General features: G+C 37.3%; 21 protein-coding genes. 14 read left to right on the plus strand and 7 right to left on the minus strand.

Going from position 1 to position 20,231, the window contains the following annotated elements; all coding sequences use genetic code 11:
- Positions 1-58 precede the first annotated feature (58 nt).
- Together ACK1JC_RS04400 and asd are read left to right on the plus strand one after the other, a co-directional pair.
- Positions 59-907, plus strand: a complete 849-nt coding sequence (locus ACK1JC_RS04400) for a sulfurtransferase (protein ID WP_409510646.1) — start codon at positions 59-61, stop codon at positions 905-907.
- The gene (gene asd / locus ACK1JC_RS04405) at positions 904-1,761 is read left to right on the plus strand and encodes an archaetidylserine decarboxylase (protein WP_409510647.1); all 858 of its coding nucleotides are present in this window, start codon (positions 904-906) and stop codon (positions 1,759-1,761) included. Before ACK1JC_RS04400 ends, asd begins: the two co-directional genes overlap by 4 nt.
- Positions 1,762-1,848: 87 nt before the next feature.
- Here the strand turns inward: asd and phoR are convergent, their stop codons facing one another.
- The 3 genes from phoR to ACK1JC_RS04420 all read right to left on the minus strand — a co-directional run bounded on the left by phoR (position 1,849) and on the right by ACK1JC_RS04420 (position 4,871).
- The gene (gene phoR, locus ACK1JC_RS04410) at positions 1,849-3,207 is read right to left on the minus strand and encodes a phosphate regulon sensor histidine kinase PhoR (RefSeq protein WP_409510648.1); all 1,359 of its coding nucleotides are present in this window, start codon (positions 3,205-3,207) and stop codon (positions 1,849-1,851) included.
- Positions 3,208-3,232: 25 nt separating this feature from the next.
- Positions 3,233-3,943 (minus strand): phosphate regulon transcriptional regulator PhoB, encoded by a 711-nt coding sequence (phoB, locus tag ACK1JC_RS04415; RefSeq protein WP_409510649.1) that lies wholly within the window; start codon positions 3,941-3,943, stop codon positions 3,233-3,235.
- Positions 3,944-4,175: 232 nt separating this feature from the next.
- A complete protein-coding gene (locus ACK1JC_RS04420; RefSeq protein WP_409510650.1) occupies positions 4,176-4,871 on the minus strand; it encodes a TetR/AcrR family transcriptional regulator in 696 nt (231 codons plus the stop codon).
- Positions 4,872-5,067: 196 nt separating this feature from the next.
- On the opposite strand from ACK1JC_RS04420, the gene ACK1JC_RS04425 reads away from it, so the two are divergent.
- The 9 genes from ACK1JC_RS04425 (at position 5,068) to ACK1JC_RS04465 (ending at position 13,343) form a co-directional block, all read left to right on the plus strand.
- Positions 5,068-5,913, plus strand: coding sequence for an SDR family NAD(P)-dependent oxidoreductase (locus ACK1JC_RS04425; RefSeq protein WP_409510651.1), 846 nt, complete (start codon positions 5,068-5,070; stop codon positions 5,911-5,913).
- Positions 5,914-6,117: 204 nt separating this feature from the next.
- Positions 6,118-7,056: a TauD/TfdA dioxygenase family protein gene (locus ACK1JC_RS04430; protein WP_409510652.1), complete on the plus strand. Its 939-nt coding sequence runs from the start codon at positions 6,118-6,120 to the stop codon at positions 7,054-7,056.
- Between the two features lie 123 nt (positions 7,057-7,179).
- Complete coding sequence (locus tag ACK1JC_RS04435) at positions 7,180-7,884, plus strand: Crp/Fnr family transcriptional regulator (protein ID WP_409510653.1); 705 nt, start codon at positions 7,180-7,182, stop codon at positions 7,882-7,884.
- Between the two features lie 105 nt (positions 7,885-7,989).
- The gene (locus tag ACK1JC_RS04440) at positions 7,990-8,205 is read left to right on the plus strand and encodes a molybdopterin-binding protein (RefSeq protein ID WP_409510654.1); all 216 of its coding nucleotides are present in this window, start codon (positions 7,990-7,992) and stop codon (positions 8,203-8,205) included.
- Positions 8,206-8,217: 12 nt separating this feature from the next.
- On the plus strand, positions 8,218-9,741 hold the full coding sequence (locus ACK1JC_RS04445) for a hypothetical protein (RefSeq protein ID WP_409510655.1): 1,524 nt from the start codon (positions 8,218-8,220) through the stop codon (positions 9,739-9,741).
- A 30-nt stretch (positions 9,742-9,771) separates the two neighbouring features.
- Positions 9,772-10,824 carry an ABC transporter substrate-binding protein gene (locus tag ACK1JC_RS04450; protein ID WP_409510656.1) on the plus strand — a complete coding sequence of 351 codons (1,053 nt, stop codon included), beginning with the start codon at positions 9,772-9,774 and terminating at the stop codon, positions 10,822-10,824.
- A gap of 27 nt (positions 10,825-10,851) precedes the next feature.
- The gene (locus tag ACK1JC_RS04455) at positions 10,852-11,700 is read left to right on the plus strand and encodes an ABC transporter permease (RefSeq protein WP_409510657.1); all 849 of its coding nucleotides are present in this window, start codon (positions 10,852-10,854) and stop codon (positions 11,698-11,700) included.
- 11 nt (positions 11,701-11,711) lie between these two features.
- A complete protein-coding gene (locus ACK1JC_RS04460; protein ID WP_409510658.1) occupies positions 11,712-12,473 on the plus strand; it encodes an ABC transporter permease in 762 nt (253 codons plus the stop codon).
- A gap of 51 nt (positions 12,474-12,524) precedes the next feature.
- Positions 12,525-13,343, plus strand: coding sequence for an ABC transporter ATP-binding protein (locus ACK1JC_RS04465; RefSeq protein ID WP_409510659.1), 819 nt, complete (start codon positions 12,525-12,527; stop codon positions 13,341-13,343).
- 71 nt (positions 13,344-13,414) lie between these two features.
- Here ACK1JC_RS04465 and ACK1JC_RS04470 read toward each other — a convergent pair whose 3' ends face one another.
- Positions 13,415-14,782 (minus strand): MATE family efflux transporter, encoded by a 1,368-nt coding sequence (locus ACK1JC_RS04470; protein WP_409510660.1) that lies wholly within the window; start codon positions 14,780-14,782, stop codon positions 13,415-13,417.
- A gap of 128 nt (positions 14,783-14,910) precedes the next feature.
- The gene (locus ACK1JC_RS04475) at positions 14,911-16,065 is read right to left on the minus strand and encodes a methionine aminotransferase (protein ID WP_409510661.1); all 1,155 of its coding nucleotides are present in this window, start codon (positions 16,063-16,065) and stop codon (positions 14,911-14,913) included.
- A gap of 270 nt (positions 16,066-16,335) precedes the next feature.
- Here ACK1JC_RS04475 and ACK1JC_RS04480 point away from each other — a divergent pair, with 270 nt between their 5' ends.
- The 3 genes from ACK1JC_RS04480 (at position 16,336) to ACK1JC_RS04490 (ending at position 18,022) form a co-directional block, all read left to right on the plus strand.
- Positions 16,336-17,097 carry a substrate-binding domain-containing protein gene (locus ACK1JC_RS04480; RefSeq protein ID WP_409510662.1) on the plus strand — a complete coding sequence of 254 codons (762 nt, stop codon included), beginning with the start codon at positions 16,336-16,338 and terminating at the stop codon, positions 17,095-17,097.
- Between the two features lie 375 nt (positions 17,098-17,472).
- On the plus strand, positions 17,473-17,688 hold the full coding sequence (locus ACK1JC_RS04485) for a cold-shock protein (RefSeq protein WP_409510663.1): 216 nt from the start codon (positions 17,473-17,475) through the stop codon (positions 17,686-17,688).
- A gap of 106 nt (positions 17,689-17,794) precedes the next feature.
- Complete coding sequence (locus tag ACK1JC_RS04490) at positions 17,795-18,022, plus strand: hypothetical protein (protein WP_409510664.1); 228 nt, start codon at positions 17,795-17,797, stop codon at positions 18,020-18,022.
- Positions 18,023-18,274: 252 nt separating this feature from the next.
- Here ACK1JC_RS04490 and ACK1JC_RS04495 read toward each other — a convergent pair whose 3' ends face one another.
- Both ACK1JC_RS04495 and ACK1JC_RS04500 read right to left on the minus strand, forming a co-directional pair.
- The gene (locus tag ACK1JC_RS04495; protein ID WP_409510665.1) at positions 18,275-19,582 is read right to left on the minus strand and encodes a DUF445 domain-containing protein; all 1,308 of its coding nucleotides are present in this window, start codon (positions 19,580-19,582) and stop codon (positions 18,275-18,277) included.
- Positions 19,583-19,619: 37 nt separating this feature from the next.
- The gene (locus ACK1JC_RS04500; protein ID WP_409510666.1) at positions 19,620-20,177 is read right to left on the minus strand and encodes a CC0125/CC1285 family lipoprotein; all 558 of its coding nucleotides are present in this window, start codon (positions 20,175-20,177) and stop codon (positions 19,620-19,622) included.
- Positions 20,178-20,231: the final 54 nt, after the last annotated feature.

The following is a 20,231-nucleotide window of genomic DNA, read 5'->3' on the forward strand; positions in this document are numbered from 1 at the left end:
CGCCAAACGTGCTGTGATAAGATCAATTGTAATGATGAACTAAAATTCGAAAAATCTTATGACAGCACCTTTGTTTAATTTTGGATTATTGGTCAATGCCGACCAACTTTTACCCCATCTTGGACATACGTTTCTGCGTATTGTCGACTTAAGCCGAAGCTCGGTTTTTGAACAACTTCATATTCCACATGCCATCCATGTCAAACCTGGGCAATTGGTTCAGCTTGAAGAAACTGCTACAGGGCTTTTACCTGAAGAAGCAGACTTACAAGCCTTGGTTGATTATTTAAAAATTTCACCTGATCATCATGTGGTGGTTTATGATGATGAGGGTGGAGCATGGGCAGGGCGATTGATTTGGAATTTACATTGTCTGGGTTTTGATCGAGTCAGTTTACTCAATGGTGGTATTCATGCATGGCTTGGTGCAGATTACCCAACATCATCAGATATTGAAGAATTTGACTCGCCGTCCACATCGGTAAAAGTCGATTTGAGTCAGGTTGAAAATTTTCGTATTCAATACGATGATTTACGCCAAAAGGTTGAACAGCAAGCAATTCAGCTATGGGATTGTCGTACAGAAGATGAATATACAGGGCTCAGAATGACAGCACGACGTGGTGGTCATATTCCGGGAGCAAGACATTTTGAATGGAGTACTGCAATTGCACGTCAAAATCATTTAAAATTGCATTCCCTAGAACGCACACAGCAACGACTTGAACAGTTAGGCTTTGATCTTAGTCAGCCTGTTGTTGTGTATTGCCAGTCGCATCACCGCTCAGGTCTGGCATATATTGTTGGAAAATTACTGAATTGGGATATTGTGGCGTATGACGGTGCATGGAGCGAATGGGGTAATCGTTCTGACAGTCCAATAATTACTGGAGAATCACCTGCGTGAGTCTTACTTCTGATTTAAAAAAACAAATTTTTATTCAAGCACAGCGTATTGTACCACAACAACAATTGAGTCGTGTGGTGGGTAAAGTCGCTGCAAGTGAAAATCCTCTTGTTAAAAATGTGGTCATCCAAGCTTTTAAAGCGAAATATGGCATTGATATGTCTATTGCTGAACAAACTGATGCGCTGAAATATAAATCATTCAATGATTTTTTTACCCGTGCATTAAAAGATGGTATTCGTAGTGTTGATCCTGATCCACTGCATATTGTATGTCCTGCCGATGGTGCAATTTCTCAAATTGGCAAAGTTCGTGATGGCGATGTATTTCAAGCTAAAGGTCAAAGTTTTTCAGTTGAAAAATTGATTGGTGATCCACAACTTGCAGTACCTTTTAAACAAGGTGAATTTGTAACGGTGTATTTGTCACCAAAAGATTATCACCGTGTACACATGCCATTTGCAGGTAAACTAACAGAAACTTTATATATTCCAGGTGAATTATTCTCTGTAAACCAAACGACTGCGGAAAATATTCCAGGTTTATTTGCACGTAATGAGCGTATGGTATGTTTGTTTGATACTGAACTTGGTCGTATGGCAGTGGTTCTAGTCGGTGCAATGATTGTGGCTGGTATTGAAACTGTTGCGACAGGTAAAGTGAAACCTACAGGTCGTGTGGAGTTGAATCATCACGAGATGCAACTTGAAAAAGGTGCGGAACTTGGGCGTTTTTACTTAGGGTCGACTGCGATTGTATTATTTGAAAAAGATAAAATTGTTTGGGATGACTATTTAAAAGCCAACTCTGATGTCATCATGGGTGAAGCTTTAGGAAAGGTAAAATCGGCTTAAGATTTTTGCTGAGAATAGATTAAAAAAATCCCGCAAAATTTTAGCGGGATTTTTTATTAACTATATGATATTTATTTTTTTATTTTGTTATTCATGCATATATAAACGTTCTTTGGGAAAAACCACACGGAAAGTTGAACCTTTGTTTTCTTCAGAATCAATTTCCAAATAAGCATTGTGTTGCATTAGAACGTGTTTCACAATTGCGAGCCCTAAGCCTGTTCCACCTGTTTGACGACTACGAGCGCTATCGACACGATAAAAACGCTCAGTCAATCGTGGTAAATGTTTAGGATCAATACCGATGCCAGTATCTTCTACTGTAAAGTAGCCATGCTCACCATCATCATGCCATCCGATTGTCACTGTACCGCCTTTAGGCGTGTATTTAATCGCATTACTGATCAGATTGCTAAACGCACTTGCAAGCTCAATATCCGAACCAATTAAGTCACAATGGCTGTCAATATCCAAATTGAGCGTATGTCCATAATCAACATTGTATGCTTGTGCATCATCAAACAATTGATTCATTAAGCTTGGCATTTCAATGATTTGGTTTTTGGCAATTTGTTTATTACCTTCCAAGCGAGAAAGTAACAGTAAATCATTGACCAAAGCATTCATACGCCGTGTTTGAGACTGCATTTGCTCAAATGCACGTTTCCAACGCGGGTTTAAATCTTCTTGATCGGTGAATGTTTCAATATAACCACTCAGTACAGTGAGTGGTGTGCGTAGTTCATGAGAAATATTGTCCACAAAGTCTTTACGCATTTGCTCAAGATTATGCATGCGTGTCACATCGTAAGCTACGACAAGGCGACTTTCACTGCCAAAACGAGTTAATTTAATTTGTACATAATGTTCATCAAACACGGATGATTTGATTTTAATGCCATCAGGTGATTGGTCAATATTGTTGAAATATTCAATAAAAATGGGTTGGCGAATAATGGTCAAAATATTGCGACCACGATCAATCGGTTGAATGCCGAGGAGTTTTTCCGCAGCAGGATTCCACCATTCAATTTGATGAAGTTCATCCGTCAGAACAACAGCTTCAGCAAGTGCAACTAAGGATGATTGCGCACGGTCAATGAGTCCGACCATTTCAGCTTGTACAATTCGTTCCTGACGCTGCGCTCGATATACATTGAACAGTAAAGCGCCCCAAATCCCGTTTAAATTGGGTGGAGAATCATAAGGGCGGTTGGAAATCCAATCATTGACTAAATATAACGAATGCAATTGGATGGTAAAAAAGACTACAAATGCGAGGCTAATACAGATCCAAAAATACCCAGCACCTAATCCAATAAAACAGGCAATGACCAGTAAAAAGACCAGTAATTTTAAGTCCTGTTTTGCAAATGCCCATAAGCTACTATAACGAAACTTTTTATATTCATTTGCAAGATCAGGGACGGGGTAGGGTTCATACATAAAACAAAAAATTACCTGAAAAGTGTTAGCCTAAAGCGACATCGGCACGGGTCGAAAAACGGTAACCTGTGCCACGAACGGTCTGAACATAACGGTCTGCTGCAAAAGGTTCAAGCACTTTACGCAAACGACGAATATGAACATCAATGGTACGGTCTTCAATATACACATTGCCACCCCATACTTGGTCGAGCAATTGAGCACGAGTATAGGCACGTTCAGGATGGGTCATAAAAAAGGCAAGTAGACGGTATTCGGTTGGTCCCATCTCTAAAATATGATCACTAAAGCTGACACGTTGGCTGACAGGATCAAGAATCAATCCATTGGCATCAATGGTTTTTTCACCGCTAAGCGCATTGGCACGGCGTAGTACCGCTTTAATACGTGACACCAATTCACGGGTTGAAAATGGTTTGGTCATGTAGTCATCTGCACCTGCATCAAGACCTTGTACTTTATGGTCTTCTTCACCACGTGCAGTCAGCATGATCACAGGGATTTCTGCTAGATTTTCATCACGTTTAAGGCGACGACACAAGTCTACACCACTGACACCACCAGGCATCATCCAATCTAGCAGAATCAGAGATGGACGTTGATCGACAATCATTTGATGCGCTTGTTTTGCATCTTCAGCTTGTAAACACTGAAATCCAGCCATATCCAATGAGGTATGGATCATTTCCCTGATCGGAAGTTCGTCATCGACGATTAAAATATAGTCATCTTTCACAACGCAATACCCTATTAATGAAACGGTTGACCGTTTTTATTTATGACAGGCTTATTACAAGGTTTAATTGTGACAGTATCATTGCAAAAAAAATCATATCTGCATTTTTTAGCAAAGATTTGTGACAATTTTTTTACATCATCAATATAATCATATATTTATTAGATCAATAAAAAATACTTATTGATCTAATTTTTTTTGGAAAAAATACCTATTTTGTAAATTTTTTCAATTATTTACTCGAAAATGTATTTAATAATGACAAAAATACGGTTTCACATGCCATGACGACATCTTCAAGGGATTGTTTAAACCCTCCCATAACCCAGCGTACTGCAATTTGGGTGACATAGCCATTCAGTCCTGTGGCAACCCATGAAATCTCTTGTTCAGAACGAGAAATATTGGGCATCATCAAACTTACAAAAGCATGAATCATACGATCAAATTGAGTCATCGTTTCATGAATAGTTGCTTGGTTATGCAGTTCTTGAACGAGCATAGCATCGATATAAATAATACGTGCAGTGCGTGGATCATCTTTGAGCATTTTAAAGAGTGAGGTTAAACCTGAATGCACCATTTTTTCAGGATTAGGAGAGGCTTTCATTACGCCTGTAAGCAGTGTTTTTTGCATTTGATCAATCAATTTGAGAAAAATAGTTTGAAACAAATCTTCACTGCGTTTAAAGGATTCATAAAAATAGCGTTCAGTTAGCTTCGCTTCTATACAAATATCTTTAACAGTTACCGAAAAAAAGCCATGTGTGCCGTAGGCTTCAATGCCCGCTTCAATGAGTTTTTCACGACGTGCTTGTTTACGCTCAGTGAGTGACATGCCTTTAAACTGACGTTCTTTAATGATTTTTTTGACAGGTTTTGCCTGTGCGTCAGGGTGTATCTCTGTATTTGAGTCTACGTATGTCATAAGAATAGAAGCCAAGTTAACCGTGCAAAAGTGGATTTTACCAATAAACAGCATTGAAGCCGATGAATATATTTATATCGTTTTTGGGTATGAATCATCAGTATTGTATATTGACAATATGTATTGTCAAATTTATAGTAATAAACACGTACTACGCAGCTTCAAAATCTGTGTGGTTGACTAAAAAGGACAAAAAATGAAAAATTTTAAAAACAAAGTTGCGGCAATCACAGGTGCGGGCTCAGGTATGGGACAGCAGCTTGCTGTACTCTTGGCGAAAGCAGGCTGTCATGTATCGCTTAGTGATGTAAATGAAAAGGGTTTAGCTGAAACTGTAGAATTGGTGAAACCTTATAATGTTCGTGTAACGTCTAAAAAAGTCAATGTTGCTAAACTTGAAGAAGTGCGTACTTGGGCTGAAGAAACAGTACAAAATCATGGTTCTGTGAATATGATTTTTAACAATGCTGGTGTTGCATTGGGCTCAACAGTTGAAGGTTCAAATTATGAAGACCTTGAATGGATCATGGGTATTAACTACTGGGGCGTAGTGTACGGTACAAAAGAATTTCTTCCGTATTTGAAAAAAACAGGTGAAGGTCACATCATCAATACCTCAAGTTTATTTGGATTAACCGCTCAGCCAACTCAATCTGCATATAACTCAACTAAGTTTGCGGTGCGTGGTTTTACTGAATCTTTGCGTCAAGAATTAGACATTGAAAATAGTGGTGTGAGTGCGCTTAGTGTACATCCAGGAGGTATTCGTACCAATATTGCCAATGATGCACGTATGAGTGATAGCATCAAATCAATGGGCATGAATCCTGAAAAATCGGCTAAAGCATTCAATAAATTATTGCGTATGCCTGCTGAAGAAGCAGCACAACAAATTTTAGATGCAGTGTTGAAAAACAAACGTCGTTTGTTGATTGGTAATGATGCGAAAACACTCGATCTTATTCAACGTGTTTTACCAACGGGTTACCAACGTATTACTGCAATGGCAACCAAGTTAAGTAAAAGATTAGAGCCTAAATAATTTATATGTAATTAATTTTTTAAAATAAAAAACTCGCTTAAGCGGGTTTTTTTGTACTTATATTCTTTTTAATTTTTTCTTTATCAGAAATGCAGAAAAAAAATGTCAATTTTTTGACAGATTTGCATAAACAGATTCTTCATTATCAAATCATGGATATGCACTTTGACGCATAGAAGCAAAATGACAATTGAGGAATAAAAAATGAGTTATAACTATCAACACATTATAGTAAAACCGATTGGTGGGCGTATTGGCGCTGAAATTTCAGGAGTAGATTTATCATCGAATCTTGTTGAGGATGTGGTCAATGAAATCAATCAAGCGCTATTACAATATAAAACGATTTTTTTTAAAGGTCAGCATCAGCTAGATGACATTGGACAAGAAGCCTTCGCTGCTCGTCTAGGGACACCATTGAATCACCCAACGGTACCCACTAAAAAGGGTTCAAACCATATTTTAGAATTGGACTCTCGTGGTGGTCGTGCAGATACGTGGCATACCGATATTACTTTTATTGAAAATTACCCTAAAGCTTCAATTTTACGTAGCGTCATTGCCCCTGAAGTCGGTGGTGATACGGTTTGGGCAAATACGACAGCTGCGTATGAACACTTACCTGAATCACTTAAAGTACTTGCTGATTCTTTAAGGGCAGTGCATAGCAATAGTTATGACTATGCAGCATCAGCAAGTATCACCACGGAACAACGTGAAAAATATCGTGAAATTTTTACAGCAACTGAGTATGAAACAGAGCATCCTTTGGTGCGTGTGCATCCTGAAACAGGTGAAAAAACCTTATTGTTAGGGCATTTCTTTAAAAGTTTTGTGGGCTATAACTCGACAGATTCACGTAAATTATTTGATTTATTTCAGAGTCATATTTTAAAACTTGAAAATATTGTACGTTGGCGTTGGGAAGCAGGTGATGTTGCTATTTGGGATAACCGTGCGACACAACATCGTGCTATCAATGATTATGGCGATCAACATCGTGTGGTGCGCCGTGTGACTTTAGAAGGTGATATTCCTGTAGGTGCTGACGGTCAACCGAGTAAAGCATTAAAGCAAGAGGTGAAACGTGATATTTCACATTTAAATTATGGTGAAGAAAGCTTTTATGAAAAAGTTTCGTAAAGTATATTTTTTATAAACAATATTTAAGGCTTTGCATAAAAATTGATATTTTATGAATAATAAATGATTCGAGTAATTTCCATATTCCATCTAATATTATATTGATAAATATAAGGTGGATTTATGGAATTTTATGATTTTTCATTAAATGATAATGTATGTGTTTTAAGGAATGTCTTTAAAAATATATCTAATAATCGATTGGATAATATAATAACCAAGTCGTATACTAAAAAACATCAAAAAGGAGAATTAATATTAAGTAAGGATAATTGCACAGATGCGTTGTATATCTTGATTGATGGAATTATTCAAATTGGCTATTTAAGCCCATTGGGGCGTTTTCATGCCTTTAATTATTATTCAGAACAGAACGTCATTAATCTATTGCCTTGTTTAAATCAGCAAAAAATTGATTACGATTATTATGCTTTTAATCTAGTTCGAGTTTTGGTTGTTCCTCGTCATATTATTCAGAACGAATTAAATAATAACAATACCTTATATCAAGATGTATTGCAGATACTCTCACAAAGGATGTATGCATTATTGCATGAAATTAAATTTTCACAGGTGGCAAATTTGCATCAAAAAGTTTGTCATGTCTTATGGAAACTTGTACAGCAGTATGGTGTTTCACATCCAGATGGTTTGGAAATAAAGCTCAAAATTTCACAACATGACCTTGCTGACTTATTATCTTCATCAAGGCAAACGATTAATAAAGAGATTAAAAAATTAGTTAATTTAAATGTCGTTTTTTGGCAGTATGAAAATATTATTATTCATGATTTAAAATATATAGAGAGTCGTATTTCTGAAGTCTAATTTTTTATTTTATAAAATAAGATATAAAAAGATGATTATATTATTTTTGATTATTATAAATTTTAGGCAGTATTAATTCTAAGTTATTTTATAGGAATTATTCAGTTGACTATCCAATCTATTAATGTGCGAAATCAGTTAAAAGGCACAATTCAAGAAATTATTAAAGGTGATGTTGTTTCTGAAGTCGATGTTGTTACGGCATCCGGTATTTTTACTTCAGTTATTACCACACGTTCAGTCGAACAATTGGACTTACAAATTGGCAGTCAGGTCATTGTGTTGATTAAATCAACCGATGTATCGCTTGCAAAACTGTAGGTGGTTCGATTCATGAAGCAACACATTCGACAAAGTCTAGCGACATTTTCATTACTAAGTGCCAGTATTGCATTGGCACATGCAGCACCAGATGTAAATCAGCTACAACAACAGGTTAGTCAGTTAGAAAAATCATTAAATCTGTTGAAAACTGAACTCAATCAACTCAAATCACAACAAGAAAATGGGCAGGTATCTGATACTCAAGTACGAAAGGGTACTGTTGAAGAAACGATTGTTTCAGAAAGTATTGATGGTGAACTCGCGCAAAATGTAGATGGTGAAGAGGGAAGTCAAGGTTTTGCGACTCAAGCTGATGTTCAAGGCTTACAAAGTGATCTTGAAAACTTTAAATATCAGGTACAACGTGAACGAGATACTAAAACAGCATTATCTGCACGCCAATTGCAAATAAATGGGGTTGTACAGACCAAAGCATCTTATCTTGATGAACCACAAACCACACCACCGACAGGTCTAAATACAGGTTCAGCGGTGAATCATCGTCGTTCATCCTTTGACTTAGGGGCAGTGCAAGTCGGCTTTACTGGGAATTTATTTAGAGATTATGAAGAGGGTAAAAACCTCGACTTTAATTTACGTTTTGGTACATCACCGCAGTCTGGAACCAATAATAGTTATTTAAATTTACTCGATGCACAATTGATTTATAACGTTTTACCGACTTTAAGTCAGGATACAGGACGCTTATCGGTGACGCTTGGGCAACAGTTATTACCTTTTGGTCAGGAAGTTCAAGCAACAGAAGATTTAAAACCAACCATCAATAATGCACTGTTTAGTTTACCTGGATATGGTTACGGTTTAGCACTACGTGAAGTAGGTCTTGTGGTGCGTGGTGATGCATTTCCAACTGTGGATTATGGGTATAACTATCGTTCACCTTTATTGACTTATGCTTTTGGTGTAGTCAATGGTAATGGTGCAAATAAGTCTGATGACAACGATGATAAGAATTTTATTGGACGTCTGCGTTATACCGTGCCAGCAGAATATAACTCATGGTTACGCGAATTGAGCTTTGGTTTGTCTTGGTATCAAGGGAAAAGTAACTTATTTGATATCAATGGTAATAGTGCGGCATTTGCAGGTAAAGGCGATATTTTACGTCAAGGCTTTGATGTTTATTATAACCATCACCCTTTTGGTGTGACGTACGAATATGTCAAAGGTGAAGATGATACTTATATTGGTCAGCAACAGACTCGTAACCGCAAAAGTGAGTCACAGACAGGAACATTGTTCTGGAATTTAGGTGAACAATTTGTCAAAGGTTTCCGAAATCAAGGGCGCTATGACGATTGGTGGCCGAAGTCTTATCAAGCATTTTATCGTTACGACACCATTGATCGAGATAAAGACTTAACGAATCAACAGATTGATATCCATTCATTGGGTTTAAATGCATTTTTTGCAGAAACTACCAAGTTCCAATTGAACTTAAACCATGTCAATAACGAAATTTTCAACCAAAAATATAATGAAGTTGTTGCGCAATTTCAGTTTGGATTTTAACCCTTATTTTATAATTTAGAGGAATTTTTGATGCGCTCTTTTACTCAAGTTTTTATCTCTGGCGTACTTTTAACAGCAACATGGATTCCATCTTTACAGACTGTTGCTGCTGAAGCAAAACCGACTGTGATTCGTTTAGCATCACCTTTGGTTGGAACAGGAAATCGTCCTGTGCCTTATGGTAATTATTATGCAACAACACAAACTTTAGGCTTACTTGAAAAGGAATTTCAAAAAGATGGCATTAAGGTGCAATGGAACAATTTTAAGGGTGCAGGGCCTGCAATTAATGAATCTTATGCCAATGGTCTAGTCGATATTACTTGGCTTGGAGACCTACCTGCGTTAATTGGTAAAGCAAGCCGTTTAGATACGAAACTGATTGCCATTGGCGGAAGTGAAGATAATACCTACTTGGCTGTTCCAACAGGTTCAACAGCGAAGTCTTGGGCAGATCTTAAAGGGAAACGGATTGGTTTCTTTAAAGGTACAAGTGTCCATTTAGCTATTAATAATGTCATTAAAAAGCATGGCTTTACTGAAAAGGATTTCCGTTTTGTCAATATGGATGGTCCTGTCGGTTATTCGGCATTGGCAAGTGGGGATATTGATGGTCTTTATACCAATCAATCCATTTTCCCAGTCGTTGATCGTGGTATTGCCAAAATTATTTATTCAACTAAGCAAGAACCAAACTTGTATCAAAGTTCGGGCTATATTCTGGTTAATTCAAAGTTTGAACAGAAGTATCCTGAAACTGTACAAAGAGTAGTGAATGTTTTGGTCAAGCAAGCTGCATGGGAGAGTAACCCTGCCAATAAAGATGCATTATTTAAGCTTTGGGCGAAGTCAGGACTACCGTATAACGCCTTTGTCAAAGCCAATACAGGTGTAGATTTAAAGCTTCATAGTGCACCTGTATTTAATCAGGCGAGTATCTCACTGATTAAACAAAAACTAAAAGCAGGTCAGGATTTAAAACTAATTCGTGGTGATTTTAATGTTGATCAGTGGGTTGAACCAAAATATGTCAATAATGCATTGAAAACACTGAACTTGCAGAATTTTTGGGCAACCAAATAAGCAGTGTGCTGAAAAGGGAGTGTGAGTATGTCAGAGGAGATTGCATTGAAGCCTATAGAAACTGTTGTAGGTTTAGATAGGCAAGCTAGAACGTTAGGCATTATTGATTTTTTAAAAACAAGCCAAGCAGTGAAATGGATTATTGGAGGGATTTTTCCATTAAGCATTTTATTACTTTGGTATGTTGCTGTCGAAAAAAGTTGGGTCAATCCACTTCTCCTCCCTGCGCCACAAGCGGTGTGGATAGCACTACAAGATCTTTATAGCAGTGGAGAGTTGTGGAGCAATTTAAGCGTAAGTCTCGTTCGTATTCTTTATGGTTTTGGTGCAGGCATTACGATAGCTATATTTCTTGGCTTAGGTATGGGCTTATCGAAAACAATTGAAGCCTATGTATGGCCAATTTTTAAAATATTAAATCTTGTCCCAGTAGTGGGATGGATTCCATTACTGGTTTTAGTGGTCGGAATTGATGAAGCCTTAAAGGTTATTTTGATTGCAAAAGCAGCGTTGTTACCCATGACAGTCAATATTTATAAAGGTGTACGCAATATTCCATCTTCACTGACAGAAGTAGCAGATGTCTATCAACTTAGTGTGTGGTCAAAGTTTAAAAATCTGATTTTCCCTGGTGCATTAATTAGCTTTGTTGGCGGATTACGCTTATCGCTCGCGAGTGCTTGGGGAGCTTTGGTGGCTGTAGAGTTATTGGCATCAAGTGAGGGGATTGGTTACATCATGGTCTATGGTCGTCAAATTTTTCAACTTGATGTGGTGATGGCAACAGTGGTGATTATTGGGTTAGTGGGCTTTTTCTTTGATGTATTGATTAGCTTGTTACAACGTCCATTTAAGGCTTGGCATCTACAAAAGTAGGAGAATGAACGATGAAAAAAATAGATTATCGTGGTGCAGTCATTCCTATTATTTTATTGTTGGTTTGGAGTGTCTCGGCACAACAAAAATGGATTGATGCTGCATTTTTACCTCCACTTTCTACGGTCTGGGATGAGTTCGTTAAAGGGTGGCAGTCAGGTGAGCTGAGAGAAAATGTACTAGCAAGTTTGATTCGGAATTTGGCAGGTTTTATTGCAGGAGGCTTGGTGGGGGTGAGTGCAGGACTAGTACTTGGATTAAACACTTGGGCAGACCGATTCTTTTCTCCAACGCTCAATGCCATTAAGCATGTTGCTGTATTTGCATGGATTCCATTGATGATTATGTGGTTCGGTCATGGCGAATTGTCTAAAGTTATTTTTATCGCGCTTGTGGTCTTTTATCCTGTCTTTTTCAATACCTACGACGGTATTAAAAATGTACCTCATCGCTTGTATGAAGTTGCCGATATTTTCCAATTGAGTGCCACACATCGTTTTTTTAAAGTGCTTTTACCTGCGGCAGCACCAAGTATTTTTGCCGGTTTAAATATTGCTTTGGTCTTTTCATGGATGGCGACGGTTGGCGCAGAGTATTTCTTTGTATCAGATCTTGGGGTCGTCAACCCAATTTTAGATGGACAGAATGTATTTAAAATGGAAGTTGTGCTGTACGGCATGGTGGTGATTGCTGTTATTGGATTGATTTTATCCAAAGCCGCACAATTTTTTGAAAATTACAATTTACGTTGGCGCCAGCCTTCAGAAAAATAATGTGACCCAATTACTTGAGTGAATATGGGTAAAAGTGAGTAAATAGATCAAATGAATCAACACGTAAAAATAGCTGGGCATGTTCAAATTCAGCAATTAGACAAATATTTTCCGAACAAAGGCGAGCCGCTGAAAGTATTAGAACACATTAATTTAGATATTCAACCCGGTGAATTTATTAGTATTGTGGGTAATAGTGGCTGTGGGAAATCAACATTATTACGCCTTTTGGTTGGCTTAGATGGTGAATACAACGGCAAGATAAGTATTGATGGTCAAGCGATTCAGGGGACAAGTTTAGAACGAGGTATTGTTTTTCAAGATCACCGTTTATTTCCATGGCTGACGGTTGAAAAAAATGTAGCTTTGGCATTGGACAACAGCAAATTATCGAAAAAAGAAAAGCAGGAACTAATTGATTATCATCTTGAATTGGTACAACTTAGTGCATTTAAACAGGCGTATCCAAGTCAGTTATCTGGTGGGATGAGTCAACGTGTTGCAATTGCTCGTAGCCTTGTCAATCGACCACAAATTTTATTACTCGATGAGCCTTTTGGTGCATTGGATGCCTTAACTCGTGCCAATTTACAGCAAGAGCTTCAGCGTATTTGGGCTTCAGAAAAAATCACCACAATTTTGGTTACACATGATGTAGAAGAAGCCGTTTTACTTGGAGATCGGGTTGTAGTGATGCAACCTCATCCAGGACGAATTAAGCGAATTATTAATGTTGATTTGGCTCGACCACGGCATAGAGAAGACTTTCGACTTTCCGCCATTAAAAATGATATTTTGCTCGACTTTAAAGATCAGTCAACAGTAGAAATTGAGGCACATGAGTTAGAGCGTTACCGTTTAGCATGGTAATTTAGACTTAATGTTTAGGCATAAAAAATGCGAGTTATGTGCTCGCATTTTTTATGTATTTATATTTGATATTAAATCAATTTTTCAACGGTTTTTTTCTTCCATACAAATTGATAGTACAGCCCCTGAGCAATACACATACTAAAGAATGTCAGCGCATAAGCATACCAAATGCCCTTTAAACCCCAGATGCTACTAAAATAATAAGCAAAAGGAACTTCAATCAATACAATCGCAAAAATATTGATCAGCATGGGCATTAAAACGGTGCCACTTGAACGCATAATCGATGCAAAAATGGCACTCGCACCAAAAAATAAAATTGACCACAGCACAAGAAAGAGCAACTGTTGTCCAAGTTCAATGACAGCAGGATCGGTAATGAACATTGCCATAAGATATTTTGAGAACAAATAAGCCAATGTAATCAGGCTACCTGTAATAATGATATTCATCCATAAAGCCGTTCGTGTCACTTTAGATAGAGAATCTGACTTACCTGCACCAATCGCTTGTGCTGCAAAAATAGAAGCAGCAATAGAGATAGATAGCGCAGGGAACTGAATATAATTTAAAACCTGATTGACTGCACCATATGCCGCTGTAGCGTGCGAGCCATATTGATTGATCAGACCAATAATCACTAGTGCAGCCACAGAGTTTGTGACCATTTGTACACCCGTTGGAATGCCTAATTTTAAAATTAAACGAGTCAGTTCAGGTTGATAGCGAATATTTTGAATCAATTCTGGACATAAGCGTAAAGGATGTTCTTTGCGCTTTAGATAATTGTATAAGAAAAATAGAACGCTCATAAAACCACATGTCGTGGCAATCGCAGGGCCAATAATGCCCAATTTTGGAAAACCAAAAAGCCCTTTAATCAGAACAGGTGTGATAATTAAACCAACAAAAATAGTCAACCCTGATGCAATTAAAGGAGTAGTACTATCGCCTACACCCCGCAAAATAGAGGTGTAAATGATGTAAATAAACAAGAATGGACTACCTGCCAACATCCATTGAACATAAGGCAAAGATAAATGCATAATATCAGGGTCAATACCGAGTAAAGCCAAGATATTTTGTGCAAATACCACACCAAGAAATGCGATCAGCGTTCCGCCAATTAGTGTCATAAATAAAGTTGCACCAACAATTTGACGGACTTTCGTGATGTCCTGTGCGCCCCATGCTTGACCCACTAAAACTGTTGCACCTGTAGATAGACCAATTACAAATGCCATCATTGCAAATAAAATAGGAAAAAATACCGAAATAGCCGCAATGGCATCGACACCGAGCATTTGTCCAACATAGATGGTATTAATTGTGCCCGATAGGTTTTGTAAAATATTGGTGACGATGAGCGGAACTAGAAAAATTAAAAAGGTTTTCCAAAATTTAGGTTGATGAATCATATCTGAGTGCGTTGGCATTGTTATTCTACTGAATATTCTGTTGTCTTTATCTAGTTCTCAATATAACAGACCTCATTGAAAAAGCCTGAGTATTTGGGTAACTCAGGCTTTATTTTTTGAACATTTTATAATGTATGAAGGGCGATTTATACTTGATTCAAAATTTGACCTGCCTGAATGAGCGTTTCATTCTTTTTGGCGAAACAAAAACGAATGAGACGTAAATTTTCAGGTGCTTTTTGATAAAAAACGGAAACAGGAATAGCGACAATTTTATGTTCTTCAGCGAGATATTTGCACATGTTTACATCATTTAAATCAGGACGAATTGCACTATAGTCAACGTTTTGGAAAAATGTGCCTGAAGAAGGTAGTAGACTGAATTTAGATTGTTGAATACCTGAAATAAATAAATCACGTTTTTGTTGATAGAAACTCGATAAACCTGAGATATGTTCAGGATGTTGTTGCATATACTGGGCAAGTGCAATTTGCACAGGGGTTACACCACAAAAATTGGCAAACTGATAAACCTGACGAAAGACTTTCATTAACTCGGGTGCTGCAACACAGTAGCCTGTTTTCCAACCTGTTACATGGAAGGTTTTACCAAAAGAGCCAACGACAAAACTACGATGGCGCAATTCAGGAAATGAGAGTGCTGAATAATGTTTGTGACGATCAAAAATTAAATGTTCATAGACCTCATCTGACAACACAATAATATTTTTATCTTCAATCAGTTCAATTAAATTTAACCAATCTTGTTTTGACCAAATTGCTCCAGTTGGATTGTGTGGTGTATTAACAATGATCATGCGTGTTTTTGCAGAAATGGCATCTTTGACTTGATTCCAATCGACCGAAAACTCAGGTGCATTCAGTGCAATGTGAACGGCTTTAGCTCCGACCAATTGAACACTTGGCGAATAGCTGTCATAACTGGGGTCAAAAATAATGACTTCATCGCCTGGATGTACAATGGCTTGAATAGCACTAAAAATACCAATGGTTGCACCTGGGGTAATGGTGATTTCAGTGACAGGGTCAAACTTCAATTGGTCACGCTGAACAAAGAGCTTAGCGACTTCTTCACGTAAGCTGAGTAAACCATCACCTGGTGCATATTGGTTATATCCATCCAAAGTTGCTTGGCTGAGGCCTTGCAATAAATCTGGTGGAGCAGGGAAATCAGGAAAACCTTGAGAAAGATTGAGTGCATTTAAGCGTTGTGCCATTGCTGTCATGATGCTGAATATAGTCACGCCTTGTGCAGGTAGTTTGGAATGGATTTCGATCATGACGAACAAATTTGATTAAAAAGATTGCTTTGAGTGTAGCAGGTCATTTTTTAGAGCTAAATAGCCGAACTTCACTCATGTACAGTTTTACTCTAGACAGAAGTAATTTGTATAAATGTGACGAAGAAAATTACTCAGATATTGCGGATTAAAATAAGCGATAGAGTGGATACATATTTACATCAAATCGTTTAACCAATGGCATCAAATGAAAAAAGGCACATGAATGACGCGATTAAATTATTTTTAATCTACTTCAAGGAAATAGAAATGTTCAAAAAAATTCAATTTAATCGTTATGCATTATCTCTAGTACTTTGTTCTTTTGCGATGCCAACGTTGGCAGCATTACATGTTTATGGCCCAGTAGGTCCTGCTCCAGCCATGCAGGAAGCAGCTAAACAATTTCAGAATCAAACTGGGATAGAAGTTAAAGTTACGGCTGGGCCAACCAAACAATGGGTCGATCAAGCGAAAGTTGATGCAGATATTTTCTATAGCGGCTCTGAAGCCATGATGTCGGATTTAGAAATCACCTTTTTAGATCAAATTGTTAAGTTATCAATTGAGCCTTTATATTTACGTCCTGCTGCAATATTGGTGAGAGATGGTAATCCTAAGCATATAAAAGGCTTTAAAGATTTAGCGAACTCAAATATAAAAGTTTTAGTGACGCATGGTGCGGGGCAAGTCGGTATGTGGGAAGATATTGCTGGGAGGACGGGTACAATTCAATTAACCCAAGATTTCCGTAAAAATATTGCTTTATATGCACAAAATACAGGTTTAGCAAAAAAGGCTTGGGAAGAAGATAAAAGTTACGATGCTTGGTTAGTTTTTAATATTTGGGGTGTAAGTAATCCGAATATTGGTCAAATTGTTCCGATTGAACGTGATTTGGTAATTTATCGTGATATGGGTGTGGCATTGACGGAACGAGGCAAGAAAAACTCGGAAACACAGAAATTTATAGACTTTTTAAAGTCATCAGAAGGCTTGGTGATTTTTAAAAAATTTGGTTGGAGCAAATAGTTGTAGTTTATGAGCTGTATAAAAAGCCAGACATTTTATCTGGCTTTTCGTAAAGCTAAATATAGCTAAGATATTTGGAAAGAATATTTTTTCAACAATGTAAATATTTAAATTTACTTATATATCAATAGTTTTTGTGAATAAGTTGGATTCAAAAGATAATATAGCTCATGGTTTGCTTGATTATTTGGTTTTTTTTGGTATAATACTTCTCGACTAGAAAAAAAAGTCTTGTTTCGGTAAATCTTCTTTAGTATCGCAGTTTTAGTTTATAATCCTTCGTTTTTTAGATTTTAAGTTCATGCTTTATTATTTTCAAAGTTATAACTAGCCCGTTAAACGGCTAAATTTATTAAAAATTAGTAGGATTTTACTATGTCAAATGCAACTGTTGTTAAAGGTACTGTTAAGTGGTTCAACGAAACTAAAGGTTTCGGTTTTATTCAACAAGAATCAGGTCCAGACGTTTTTGCTCATTTCAGCGAAATCGCTAGCTCAGGTTTCAAAACTTTGGCTGAAGGCCAACAAGTTGAATTCAGCATTACTCAAGGTCCTAAAGGTCCAAATGCTGTAAACATCGTTGCAGTATAAGTTGTAAGATGCTTTAAAAAAGCACTTTTTAGTGCTTTTTTATCGTCTGGAATTTAATGTTCAAGCCATTTCCATGTTGGAAAGGCATTAAAAAATAGGATATACGTTGTTAGAAAAAAATAGTTTAGTTGCAAAATCTAAAAATGGTACGGAAATAATCGTTTCTTTAATTCCCTTAAATAAAATGCAAAATACACGTCAAGGTTCAAAAGAAGTTGAAGTAGGCAAAAGAATTCTTTTGCAGTCAGGAATTGAAGTAGACCTCAATTTAGATGGTCGCACATTTTATACATCTTTAAATCAATTGTTTAAATTAGATCAAAAAGTCATTTAAGTTCAATCATAAAAAGATTTAACGTAAATTTAAAATACATCATCCATTATTCTTGATTGAAAAATCAAAATGATGCTGTCTAATATCTGTATAAACATTTGATGTGAAATCAAATTTTAGTATTTTAAAATCCATATTTCATTTTGAATCATAAGTTTACATCTAAAGCTCATTATTGCAAGAATGAGCTTTTTAATGTATTTCAGTTTAGCAATGAATTATCAGTTTATGTTAGATGGAAAGGATTTTTACTTAAATTACAAAATCAATAATGGCACGAATCACACCGAGCGTTAAACCAATAAATGCGCCAACCACCACACCATTGACACGAATCATGTGTAAGTCACCACCGACTTCATTTTCAATTTTATCAATCATTTCACGAGAGTCCCATTCGTGAATACGCTCACTAATAAAACGAATGACTTTTTCGCTATATTGATCACTTAAATTGATTGCAATACCGCTCATACGGTCATTGAGCAGGTCGCGAACAGATTGATTGAGCAACAGATTTTCACCCACTTGCTGTATAGCAACACGCAAATTCATAGCAATGCCTGAATCAGATTTTTCTAAATCGGACTTAATACCATCACATAAAATTACGACAGCACCTGTCATAAAATTTAGTACAGACTCACTGTCCAAAAGTGCATTTTTTGTTTCGTTTAACCGTAGGCTTGCAGGGCTGTTGTAATCTGCAAGCTGGTTTTTGAGTTCATTGGCAATATCTTCAATGTGCTGGCGCATTGGATGCTCAGGGTCAGCAAGCATTGACTCGACTTTGGTAAGTAAAGAATCAATGGTACGTTGCTCAACATCAATCCCAATCCAACTTGCACCTTTAGCAAGGCGAGAAACGCCAAGTTCTTTAAATAGCTTTTGAGTCAATTCACGAGTTTTCTCAGGGTGATTCATCATCCATTCGTGGGCAACATCAAGTCCACGCTGTAATACATCTTGGTGAAAATCATTTTCTAAAACAGCACGTAACATTTCACTTGCAAGATGATTGACACGCGTATTACGAATCCATTGCACACTGTTGTTTTGAATAAAACGACCAATTTGTTCTTGACCAATAAATTCAAAAATTTTCGGTACTGTTTGTTGAATAACATCAACAATTTGAGTGTTGTTTTTCGGATTAGCGAGCCATTTCCCGATAGCAAGACTCAAGTCAGTATTATTTAGACTTCTTTCGACCACTTGTGGAGAGAGAAAATTTTCTTGTACAAACTTACCCATCGATTCGGCAATACGGGCTTTGTTACGTGGAATAATTTCGGTGTGATCACGTAAAAACCTCGGAATTGGAATTTTCCCGAAAGGATTACGAAACAGAACAGTAATGGCATACCAATCGGCAAGGCCGCCAACCACACCCGCTTCTGCACCGAGCATGAAAATATGAATGAGCCATACATATTCAGGGAGAAGTTTGGCGGAAATGATTAACGCAATCCAAACCAATACAGCCACAATCAGCGCAATGGTTGCAAGGCGTTTACTGCGCTTTAGGCTCGGGATATCTGTAGTTTCAGTTCCGCTCATTGATCGTCCTGTATCGTTGTTTTGAAATTAATTATGTCTACTTCGATGTTACCGTAGTTGGTTCAGGTTGTATGACCTGTCCTGTCGGACTAAGTCCATATTTTTGTCCTAAAGATTGTAAAATCAGACGAGCATCAAAAGCATCATCAGGGGCAGATTTTTTATCTTTAAAACAATCAATGGTATATGCTACTTGTACTGGATCAAGTGTGACAACTTGAGGCATGTCATAAAATGGATCATTCCAATACGGACGACGGTAACCCCATCCATAAGGATAATAGCTTGGCGTTGGGTAAACCACAGCTTTACGTGGTGGTTGTTGGTTGCGGTTACTTGGATCATCTTGTACTTTGAAATAATTAAAACCATTGAGCAGGGCGACTTGAGCAGATTTTAATAGCGTAATTTCTTCTGCTGTACCAAAGCTCATATTGCTGTTGCCCTGAAAGCTGACTCGATAACTGTGATCATTTAGGGGAACTGTAGTGTACTGTCCCAATTGATCAAATGTACGAGGCTTACTGAGTGTTGTCGCACAGCCTGATAGTGTTAGAACGGTCATGAGCGTTAGACCGATTAGTGTTTTTTTCATATCTCGTTCCTCTTAAAAAAGTGGATGGATGATGGGGAGATGATGTACTGCTTG

Source organism: Acinetobacter sp. TY2 (assembly GCF_046269225.1).
Classification (GTDB): Bacteria; Pseudomonadota; Gammaproteobacteria; order Pseudomonadales; family Moraxellaceae; genus Acinetobacter.